The following is a 7747-nucleotide window of genomic DNA, read 5'->3' as shown; positions in this document are numbered from 1 at the left end:
GACCTCGGCGCGACCTCGGGTCGACACCAGCCGAAAGCGGCTCGGCCACGAAGACAGTCGAAGGAACGACAGCCTCTTACGGCATTCACCACCACCCAGCCGCGGGAGGCGCTGCCCAGGGCGGCCAGCGCAGGTGGGATCTCCGGCTTTTCGGAGCTAGCCGCGCGGTTCTAGATTTCACCGTGGCCGAGGGCGCGGCGCATCTTCGGGAACGTTTCGTCCTCTACGAGCAAGCGCGGCCAACTGAGGCCCGGGCCAAATGTGGATGTCCTGGTCGCCGACGAGTGTGGTGTGAGCCGAAAGATTGGAATCTGCCGTCCGATGTGTGCTGTCTTCATGCGGTAGTCCCGGTATCCGGCGTAGACCTGCTCGGCGAGCGTGTACAGGTGTAGGTACTCGACCGAATCGGTGACCTCGGACGCTACGAATCTCTGGTCACCCAATTGGCATTCGGGATAGGCCTTCAGGTTGTAGTACCAGCCCGGGTGCTTCGGTTTCGCCCAATTCGAGGCGATCAGGATCGGGTCGGGTCCGTCGTGGAAGTAGGCGAGTTGACACACTCTCGACTGACCTGACTTGGCGCCCATGCTCGTCAACGGGGCGGTGGCCATCGTGCCCAGGATCCGTGGATAGCGCCCGCCGGTTGCGCGGTGCAACCAGGGGTCGATGCGAAAGACGACGTGGCGCGACACGAACTGTCCCGGACGCGAGCGGCCGAAGCTTTCTACGGCCCGGTATCGGAGACCGTGCTCGTTGTGCGGGTCGACGTAATGCAGTGGCATGCGTGGCTCCTCATCTATGGGGTCGATGTTTCGACTGTGCGGTTTCGTGAGTCAGCGGTCATCGGCATGGATGCGTAAATGTGCTCGGCGGGGTCGTAGATCTTCGCCAGCGGAGTCGCGGTGCCGTAGACCCGCCGAGCGTGGTGGCTAAAGGCGCGCGGAGCGATGATGAGCAGCACGCAACCCGCGCTGCCGGTCACCGACGATCGGATCTCAATTATGCTGGTAGACATTGGGTTAGCCCATCGCTCGCTGATGTAGATGGTGTCGATGTCGGTCCGCATCGATGTGCCCTCCTGACGTTGACGTCTCACGTTTCGAGTCTCGCGTCGGTCCGCGCTGGGGCGGTGAAATGTGCCGAGGCGAGTTTGCGAAAGGCCGCCACCAGATGGCTGCGGTCCCCGGCGCGGCTGGCCACCACGACATGACTGGGTTCGATGCCTTTCAAGGGGACGGTGGTGAGGTCGGGTCGCAACCGTTCGTGAAAGCCGGTCGTGATGGCAACCGCCTGCCCGGAGGCGATGAGTTCTAACCAGTCGTCGAGGGTTTCGACGAGTGGACCTTCGGGTGCCCTGCGCCCGTCGGGCCGGGGATCGATGCGCCAGAAGTCATTCCAGGCCGGGTCGCAATCTCGCAATTTCGGTATGGGTTCGTCGGCGATGTCGTCGATGGTGACCAATTGCTGGCCCGCGAGGCGATGGTCGACGGGCACGAGCACCACCCGGGGCTCGTCGTAGAGGATCGTGACGTGTAGCTGGTCGGTGGAAAAGGGCAGTACGGCCACCACCGCGTCGACCCGGTGGTCGAGCAGAGCATCGCGCGGCTGGTTCCAGTCCAGGTGCACAGTTTGCACGTCGGCGTCGGGATGCTCGCGACGCAACGCACGCACCACTGGGGTGATGATCGCACCTGTCATGTAGCCGAGGGTGATGCGGCTGGGCTGGGCGGCGTCGCGGGCCTGCGCTACGGCTTGGGTGGCCGAGCGCAATAGCGCCTTGGCCCGAGGCAAGAACACCTCGCCGGCCTCAGTGAGCCGGGTGCTTTGCGGAGTGCGGTCAAACAGGCGCACGCCCATCTGCTGCTCCAGACGGCGGATCTGTCGGCTTAGTGAAGGCTGCGCGACGAGCAACGCAGCCGCGGCGCGGCCGAAGTGCCGGTGGTCGGCCACCGCAACGAAGTATCCGACTAGTCGCAGATCGAGGTCCACGACACACGTTGCCGAATCAGTCATGAGCTCACACGCATTCGTGAACCTGTTGGCTGTGGTTTGACTACGCCGTGATCTTGGGCGGCGTCGCGGTGCCGTAGAGCCGCCGAGCGTGGCGGCTAAACGCGCGCGGAGCGATGGCCGGCATCAGCAGGCGTGCCGGCAGGGGCACGTTGGCAAGTGTTCGCCGCATCACTGCAGGATCACCCTCATACATCAGCATGCCAAAGGCCAAGGGCAAGAGTCGCTTCTGGAAGGTGTCCATACCGTGCTGACCCATCTGTTGCCACTCTGTGGCGGTGATGTATTTCTCGGCAAGAGGAAGCACGGCCTTCTCTTCGAGCGCAGTATGTTCTGTGAGGACCCGTACCAGATTGTCGAGCACCGTTGCGAATCCTTCTCTGTCGCGGCCGAATCTGCACCAGTCATCAAGCCGATGGACCGCTTCGTCGTGGGCAGCCGCGATGGCGCGATGTTGTTCCTCCATGACAGCCACGATCTCCCTCGCCTCGGCCTCGGCTCGTTCGAGAAGCAGCGGCCAGAGAACCAGGTCTTCGCTTTCGTGATGGGTATGCAGAATCTGGAAGACAAGCTGTGCGTGCGCACCGATCCGAGCCCTACGATTCGCATCTCGACCCGCGGCGCGGATTAAATCGGGCAACAAGCTGAGCTCGCGGCGCAACATCGTATGGACGAGGTACATCTCGCCGACGTCGGCCATCGGTACCTGCAGTGGAGTTTTCATCTATCCCGCCTCTCGTAGTTCTATTCACACAAGGGGATCCCTGAATCGGATCTTCCGGCTGCGCCGTTGTGTCAGCTGAAATTTGCGTCGGCGATGAGATCGGCGGCCTTGGCGCCAATCACCATGCACGGTGCGTGGGTGTGCCCGCGGATGATGGTCGGCATCACCGACGCGTCGGCGACCCGCAGTCCCTGTACTCCTCGCACTTCCAGTCGCGGTGTCACGACACTGCCCGGATCGGTGCCCATGCGGCAGGTGCCCACCGGGTGATAGAAGGTGCGAGCCTCGTCATTGAGCGCCGATTCGAGGGTCTCCTCGCAGATTTCGGTTGCGCCGAGCGGACGCAACATTGACCCGAGGAGGGCTTTCAGCGGTGGAGCGTCGGCGATCTTGGCGCACATCCTTAGGCCCTCCATCATTGCGGCCCGATCGATCCCATCGCTGTCGGAGAGATAGCGCGGGTCGATGATCGGCTTAGCTGTCGGGTCGGCAGATCTCAGCGCGATCCGCCCGCGGCTGTGCGGTTTGACCAGGATCGGGCCGAATATGAACGCGTGGCCGGGCGGCTCACCGAGCCCTTCGTCGAAGAATGGGCCGGGTCCGAAGAACAGCTCGAGGTCTGGAAGCGCCAACTCCGGGTGGCTGCGCACGAATCCGTACGCCTCACCGGCCGACGATCTGAGCATGTCGCGACGCCGGACCAGGTAATTGGTGAGCTGCATCCGTTCACCGGCCGCGAAGAGGGTGTCGCACTGCGCCTGGAAGCCGAGCACCGTGCCGAGGTGATCCTGGAGATTCTCACCGACCTGCGGGGAATGGTGGACCACCTTGATGCCGCGAGAACGCAAATGCTCGCGGTCGCCGATTCCGGAGAGCATCAGCAGCTGGGGGGAATTGACTGCGCCAGCGCACAATACGACCTCTCGGCGGGCCTGAACGAATTGCCGTCTACCGTTCTTCTGAAATTCCACGCCCACCGCCCTACTGCCCTCAAAGACGACCCGGGTGACAGTGGCTTCGGTTAAGAGCTTTAGATTCTTGCGACGCAGCGCCGGACGCAGGTAGGCGTCCGCGGCGCTCCAGCGTGCTCCCCGACGCTGAGTCACCAGGACTTGGCTGAATCCCTGCGGCTCGGGTCGATTCGGTCGTTCGATGACGTAGCCCGATTGTCTCACCGCGGCCAGCCATGCCGCCGTCGAGCGACGCGGGCCGCGCTGCCGCGAGATGTACAGCGGGCCACCAGAACCCTCGTCTGGTTCGCGAGCACCCTCGAGCTTCTCGATCCGCGTGAAGTACTCGACGACCCGGGAAAACGTCCACTCATGACCGGCCTGCTGGGCCCACTCGTCGTAGTCGGCGGCGAACCCACGTACCCACATCATGGCGTTCAGCGACGACGACCCACCGAGCGTTTTGCCCCGTGGCCAATAGATGCGGCGGCCATTGAGCTCGGGCTGCGGCTCGGTCAGATAGTCCCAGTCAAATTTGCTGCGGAACAGCTGAAGCCAGGTGACCGGCATATGGATGCGACGGTCATTGTCCTTCGGGCCAGCCTCCAACACGAAGACCTGGTTACGCTCGTCGGCACCGAGTCGCGCGGCGACAACAGAGCCGGACGAGCCGGTACCTACCACCACATAGTCCGCAACGGCGATGGGGCGATGTGTCGGTTCATTCATTTCAGTATCAGTCCTCGTCGTGACGTTTTACCGGCCGGAAAAGTCCTGTCAGGAAAGGAAAATCGACTTGATGTTCTGGAAGCCCTGCAATCCCTCGGGACCCAGTTCCCGGCCCCACCCGGAGTCCTTGATCCCGCCGTATGGTGCGTTGACGTCGGGCAGATAGTTGTTGATCCCGACGGTGCCCGAGTGGATGCGGGTTGCCACGGCTGTGGCGTGGTCGTGGTCGGGTGACCATACGGTGCCGCCCAGACCGTATTCGGAATCGTTGGCGATCCTTATCGCGTCATCCTCGTCGTCGTAGGCGATAACCGTCAGCACCGGACCGAAGATCTCTTCGCGCGCCACCGCGCTGCGGTTGTCAAGCCCTGCGAAGATGGTGGGCTCCATGAAGTAACCGCTGGGCAGATTCGGAGGCCGCCTGCCGCCGGAGGTTATCGTGCCTCCATCAGCGAGACCTTGCTGAATGTAGCGTTCGACCCTTTCCCGCTGAGCCGCGCTGACGAGCGGTCCGATCTGCGTGTTGGGGTCGAGCGGATCGCCGATATTCAACGATTGCGCCATGGCCGTGAGGAAGTCGACGACCTCGTCATAGCGCCGGCGGGAAGCGAGGATTCGCGTGTTGGCGAAGCATGTCTGGCCGGTGTTGAGCAGGGTCGCGACGAACAAACGCTCGGCGAACGCACTGAGGTCGAGACCGGGGTCGTCGAGGATGACCGCTGCCGATTTCCCACCCAACTCCAGCATCACCGGTTTGAGCAGCCGCCCGCAGGCACCCGCCACCTCCCTGCCCGAAGATGTCGAGCCGGTAAACGACACCTTGTCGACACCTGGGCTGGTCACCAGGGCACGCCCGATGTCCGTGGCGCCAGGTAACACATTGAAGACGCCCGCTGGCAGCCCGGCTTTGTCGGCGACTTCGGCAAGCAGCAGCGCATCCAGCGGCGTTTCCGGCGACGGCTTAAGTACCACGGTGTTGCCGGCAGCCAGTGCCGGCACGTACTTGAACGCCGACAGTGTCTGCGGAAAATTCCACGGAGTGATCGCCGCGACGACACCGACCGGGCAGTGTGTAACAAGGGCTCGGGTACCGGCCGGGCTCCGTCTGGTCTCACTGATCGGAAGCTTCTCGATGAGATCGGCGTAGTAGGTGAGTAGCATGACCGGCACGGCCCCTTCCAGCTGAGCGGCCTGGCTTATCGGCAGTCCGTTTTGCTGGCACACGGTGCGCACCATGTTTTCAACCACCAGTTGGTATTGGTGGGCAAATTCGGCGAGCACGCGGGCGCGGTCGGCCGGGTCCCAGACCGACCATCCCCCCGGGTCATCGAATGCGGCGCGGGCCGCGGTGACCGCACGGTCGACGTCGCGCTCGCCGGCGGCAAGGACCGAGCCCACCCGCTCGCCCGTCGCCGGTGACTGGATCTCAATCGTGGCGGTGGATGACGGTGTGACCCATTCTCCGCCGATGTAGATGGTGTCGATGTTGGTGTGCAACCGATTTACCCTTCTGTTGGTGACGTGTCGAGTGTCGCGTCGGGAGAAGGGGCGCGACGTTCAAGTTCTGGACACCGAAGACGTGGGGATGTCGTAGGCGCGCAGGGCGGAGTACAAGGTGGTGCGGCTGATGCCGAGTAGGGCTGCTGCATGCTTTTTGTCCCCGTGTGCACGTCTGAGCGCGTCGATGATTGTGGTGCGCTTGGCCTGTTCCATCGGTGTTAACCGGTGCCGGGTTGCTCGGTGGCGGTAGTGTTCTGGAAGATCCGCGCGGGTGATGTCGCCGGCGCTTCGGCGACTCACCGCCTCTGTGACGACGGTATGGAGTTCGCGGACGTTGCCGTCCCACTGGTTGGCCGCGAGCGCCTCTAACGCCGCGGGGGTGAAGCGGACGGTGTGATGCACGCCGAGATTCCGCAGGATGGACCCGACGAGTTCGGGGATGATGTCGGGCTGTTGGCGCAGCGGGGTCAGTTGAATTTGCTCGGTGCATCGCGAAATCAGCTGGCGGGTCTGCAGTATCAGCTCGTCGGGAGGCATGATCGTCGACAGGATTACGGTCCCGGTGAAGCTGTTGAGAATTCCGGTCAGTGACTGGGAGGCGTGCGCTGACAGCAGATGGACCGACTCGACTGCCACAACGCCGCTCTCCGAGGCGCTCTGGCGCACGTCGCTCAGCCACTCGGCCGCGGATTGCGCGGGGCAGTGTGCGGCGTGGTGGATCCGCAGTGATGTACTTGCGGCTGCCTTCTGAATTGCGGTCGTGTGTCCTGCGCCGGGTTCGCCGCAGATGAGGACTCCGTGGGTGGGTTCTCTCAGCGGTCGCGAGAGTACGTGCGGGGTGGGGCGTTTCACGTTGTTGATGGTGAGGACCGCGCCAACGCTTGGCGTCAACGTGCGACAGACGATGTCAGCTTTGCGATTCTTGCTCAGTGTCACTTGTGCGGCTTGTGTCGCTTCACCGGTGCACGAGGCGGCGATGTCGCGGATGAGCGCATGGTCGGGGGCGTCGAGGAGTTCGATCGCAGCGGCGTTGGCCACAAGTATGTCGCGGCCGATCGCAAGGGTCGGCCGATCACGCCCGGCTCTGAGTTCGCGCTGCAGCGCTGCGAGCAATGCTCGTTCGTTTGGGCTTCGGTCCTCCAGGAGCCGCTGCTCGATCTCTGCCGCCGCGCTGGCGACGTAGGGAGCGAGCAGCGGATTCCGCTCACCCGCCAGGCAGGTGATATTGAGAACACCCTCGAGGCGGCGGGTGTGTGGATCGATGATCGGATGGCCATAGCAGCTCAGGCCGTGCAACTGCGCGAGGAAATGCTCGTCGCGATGGACGGCCACCGCTTGACGCAGTTCGTAGGTCGTGGCGATGGAGTTGGTGCCGGTCGTCTCCTCGCGAAAAATAGTGCCGTGCAACGCCTCTCCAATCAGCTCAATGATGCTTCGCACGCGTGCGCAGCCCCAGCGCGTCGCGACGATGCGGGCGTCGCGGTCGGCCAACACCACGCAGTAGTCCCAGCCGTCAAGTGCTGCGGCCATCGTGTTCAGGACAGGCCCGGCGGCGCGCAGGAGCCGACTGGACGTGTCGTAATCATCCGCCTTCAGCGCATTGAAAGTGCTCGACGGCGAAAGCCCGCTCAGGCGCGAACGTCGCCATGAGTCCGCGATTATTCTGCGGGCGGGCTGCGATGAACACACGATCGGACTACCGTCCGAGCACCGCTGACACACGAGTCGTGTCATCGGTGCCGTCGGACGGCGTTCTGCGACGTGATTGCGGGATCGTCTGTGTGACGCAGGATTTGAACGAAAACGGTGCGTTCATGTCGACTCCTTGAGACAC

The 7747-nt window shown here is 63.4% G+C and carries 7 protein-coding genes; all 7 read right to left on the bottom strand.

Features of this window, described 5'->3' with window-relative positions:
• Positions 1-170: 170 nt before the first annotated feature.
• The 7 genes from VN856_RS05460 to VN856_RS05430 all read right to left on the bottom strand — a co-directional run bounded on the left by VN856_RS05460 (position 171) and on the right by VN856_RS05430 (position 7443).
• On the bottom strand, positions 171-782 hold the full coding sequence (locus tag VN856_RS05460) for a nitroreductase/quinone reductase family protein (RefSeq protein WP_325686918.1): 612 nt from the start codon (positions 780-782) through the stop codon (positions 171-173).
• A gap of 14 nt (positions 783-796) precedes the next feature.
• The gene (locus VN856_RS05455; RefSeq protein WP_325686916.1) at positions 797-1066 is read right to left on the bottom strand and encodes a hypothetical protein; all 270 of its coding nucleotides are present in this window, start codon (positions 1064-1066) and stop codon (positions 797-799) included.
• 26 nt (positions 1067-1092) lie between these two features.
• Positions 1093-2013: a LysR family transcriptional regulator gene (locus tag VN856_RS05450; RefSeq protein WP_325686914.1), complete on the bottom strand. Its 921-nt coding sequence runs from the start codon at positions 2011-2013 to the stop codon at positions 1093-1095.
• 40 nt (positions 2014-2053) lie between these two features.
• Positions 2054-2734 carry a hemerythrin domain-containing protein gene (locus VN856_RS05445; RefSeq protein ID WP_325686912.1) on the bottom strand — a complete coding sequence of 227 codons (681 nt, stop codon included), beginning with the start codon at positions 2732-2734 and terminating at the stop codon, positions 2054-2056.
• Positions 2735-2805: 71 nt separating this feature from the next.
• Positions 2806-4413, bottom strand: a complete 1608-nt coding sequence (locus VN856_RS05440) for a GMC family oxidoreductase (protein WP_325686910.1) — start codon at positions 4411-4413, stop codon at positions 2806-2808.
• A 48-nt stretch (positions 4414-4461) separates the two neighbouring features.
• Positions 4462-5910, bottom strand: a complete 1449-nt coding sequence (locus VN856_RS05435) for an aldehyde dehydrogenase (RefSeq protein ID WP_325686908.1) — start codon at positions 5908-5910, stop codon at positions 4462-4464.
• A gap of 60 nt (positions 5911-5970) precedes the next feature.
• Entirely contained in the window at positions 5971-7443 is a 1473-nt protein-coding gene (locus VN856_RS05430) for a helix-turn-helix domain-containing protein (RefSeq protein WP_325686906.1), read from the bottom strand.
• Between the last annotated feature and the right edge of the window lie 304 nt (positions 7444-7747).

The sequence above is a fragment of the Mycobacterium sp. genome (assembly GCF_035603715.1).
Lineage (GTDB): Bacteria > Actinomycetota > Actinomycetes > Mycobacteriales > Mycobacteriaceae > Mycobacterium.
The sequence above is the reverse complement of the archived record's forward strand: the minus strand, read 5'-3'. Positions and strand labels throughout refer to the sequence as shown.

Excerpts from the sequence above, each read along its gene's own strand:
- VN856_RS05460 (WP_325686918.1), bottom strand. The coding sequence starts at position 782 with ATGCCACTGCATTACGTCGACCCGCACAACGAGCACGGTCTCCGATAC.
- VN856_RS05455 (WP_325686916.1), bottom strand. The coding sequence starts at position 1,066 with ATGCGGACCGACATCGACACCATCTACATCAGCGAGCGATGGGCTAAC.
- VN856_RS05440 (WP_325686910.1), bottom strand. The coding sequence starts at position 4,413 with ATGAATGAACCGACACATCGCCCCATCGCCGTTGCGGACTATGTGGTG.
- VN856_RS05430 (WP_325686906.1), bottom strand. The coding sequence starts at position 7,443 with ATGGCCGCAGCACTTGACGGCTGGGACTACTGCGTGGTGTTGGCCGAC.
- VN856_RS05450 (WP_325686914.1), bottom strand. The coding sequence starts at position 2,013 with ATGACTGATTCGGCAACGTGTGTCGTGGACCTCGATCTGCGACTAGTC.
- VN856_RS05445 (WP_325686912.1), bottom strand. The coding sequence starts at position 2,734 with ATGAAAACTCCACTGCAGGTACCGATGGCCGACGTCGGCGAGATGTAC.